At 68.9% G+C, this 2,256-nt stretch carries 2 protein-coding genes; one reads left to right on the plus strand and one right to left on the minus strand.

Features of this window, described 5'->3' with window-relative positions:
- A partial coding sequence (locus tag HUW62_RS46840) for a mechanosensitive ion channel family protein (protein ID WP_176438149.1) occupies nt 1-1,623 on the minus strand: 1,623 nt, incomplete at its 3' end.
- 171 nt (nt 1,624-1,794) lie between these two features.
- On the opposite strand from HUW62_RS46840, the gene HUW62_RS46845 reads away from it, so the two are divergent.
- Nucleotides 1,795-2,178: a PleD family two-component system response regulator gene (locus HUW62_RS46845; RefSeq protein WP_163865298.1), complete on the plus strand. Its 384-nt coding sequence runs from the start codon at nt 1,795-1,797 to the stop codon at nt 2,176-2,178.
- Nucleotides 2,179-2,256 lie beyond the last annotated feature (78 nt).

The following is a 2,256-nucleotide window of genomic DNA, read 5'->3' on the forward strand; positions in this document are numbered from 1 at the left end:
ATCCGGCTGGGGGTCCCGAGCCTCCGGGGGCGGCAGCGCGGTGGGGGCCTGCCGGGACTCCGTGCGGGTGAAGGGCAACCACTCGGGGTGCGCCCGCAGGAAGCCGACCAGCCTCTCACGGACGAGGGCGCGCAAATCAAAGAGCTTGTCCGGGTTGGCCGCGCTGACGAGCGCGCGGACGGTGAGCGTGCGGTCCTGCGCCTCCAGCACGACGACGGACTGGAGCCGGCCGTCCCACAGGTGCCTGGCGTCCTGCTCGACGATGCGCCGCAGCTCCCCGCGCACCGCGTCCACGTCCGTGGAGTAGTCCACCTGGAGGGTGACGGCGCCGAGCATCTCCGTGCTGGACTTGCTCCAGTTCTGGAAGGGCTTGTCCAGGAAGTACGTAATCGGGATGACCATGCGGCGCTGGTCCCAGACGCGCAGCACCACGTACGTGAGGGTGATTTCCTCCACGGTGCCGAACTCGGTCTCCACCACCACCTGGTCGCCGATGCGCACCGGCTGGGTGATGGAGAGCTGGATGCCGGCGAGCAGCGTGGCGATGGACTTCTGCGCCGCGAGGCCGATGACGATACCGGCGATTCCGGCGGACGCGAGCAGCGACACGCCCACGTTGCGCACCACCTCGAACTGCATCAAGAGCAGCGCGGCGGCCACCACGTACGTCGCCGCCTCGAAGACGGCGCGCAGCACCGCGAACTGGGTGCGCAGCGAGCGGGCCCGGCCCGCGTCACGCAGATCGGCCGACACGCGGTTCTGCACGAAGTTGGCGAACACCCGCAGGAAACGCAGGATGAACCACGCCACCGCGATGATGATGAGCGAGTAGCTCAACCGGTTGAACAGCGTCTGCACCGGGCGCGGCAGCAGCAGGAGCGACGTGCCCACCGCCAGGAGGATGGCGAAGTAAGGCAGCCGCAACGGCCCCCGCCCCGCCGCCACCAGCTGGTCATCCAGCGTGACGTGCGTCCACTTCGCCAGCCGCAGGCCGAACCCGAGCGTCAGCCGCTCCAGGAGCAGGGCCAGCCCCACCGAGCCCAGGAGCGTCACCAGCAGGCCCAGCCACTGCCAGGGCTCCAGACCGAACACCGTGCCGGAGAAGAAGAAGGGCGGCAGCCACTCCGCCACGCGGGGGCCGTACGTCTCGAAGAGGGGGTCCACCATCCGCACGGTGGACTCGCTGAACACCCAGACCAGGCCGCCGTCCTGGGCCACCCGCTGGACGCGGATGGACACGTTGGCGCCTTCCAGGGGGATGACGCCCAACTGGTCGAAGCGGGGGTCGGCCGGGTCACCCTCCGGGGCCTTGCTCAGGAGAGACAGGTCGATGGAGAGCTTGCGGTCCAGGACGAACTTGAGCCGGCGGGCGAGCTGGGCGCCCCGCTCGGGCTGCTGGGCGCGGGGGATGAAGTCCAGGTCCAGGTAGTGCGCCGCCGTGGCGTAGTCCCCCCGGTGGGCCGCGGCCAGGAACCCCTGGGTGGTGGAATGGGGGGACAGCCGGTCCACGGGGGCCGAGGGCGGGCCCAGGCCCGAATTGAGCGCCGCGACGGGCAGCGTCCAGAGGAGACTCCCCACCAGGAGAAGGGCCGTCCAGGCTCGTCGGCGGTCTCGGTGCATCATGGCGCCCTCCATACTCCTTTTCGGTGGCTTTGCCGGAAGAAGTCAGGCCCGCTCCCCCGGCCGGACCACCGGGAGGGGGACGTCCGAGACACCACCCCGTCTTACCCCGTGGGAAAGGCATTGGTGCACCGGGTGGGGGTAGGATAGAAACGGAGCCCAAGGAAGGTCGACGTGTCCGAGAAGCGAAGAATCCTCCTGATTGACGACAGCGAAATCACGCTCGCCATGGAGAAGGCCGTGCTGGAAGCACGCGGCTACGAGGTCGTCGCCACCTCCACGCTCATGGAGTTCGAGAAGACGCTCCAGACGTGGAGGCCGGACCTCATCCTCACGGACATCCACATGCCCGAGGCCAAGGGCACCGACATCTGCCGCACGTTGAAGAACGAGTACGGCACCCAGGACATCCCCATCGTCCTGTTCTCCAGCCTCCCCGACGTGGAGCTGTCCAAGCTGGCCGAGCAGGTCGGCGCCGACGGCTTCCTGTCGAAGGAGAACGGGCTGGAGGCCATGGGCGAGAAGATCGACGAACTGGTGCAGAGCATCCTCTGGTGAACCGCATGCGGCGCCCCGTCCTCCTCGCCGCCCTCGGGGGCCTGGTGCTGGTGCTCGGTGGATGCATGCGCAAGGAGC

The sequence above is a fragment of the Myxococcus sp. AM011 genome, assembly GCF_013372595.1.
In the GTDB taxonomy this organism is placed as follows: Bacteria; Myxococcota; Myxococcia; order Myxococcales; family Myxococcaceae; genus Myxococcus; species Myxococcus eversor.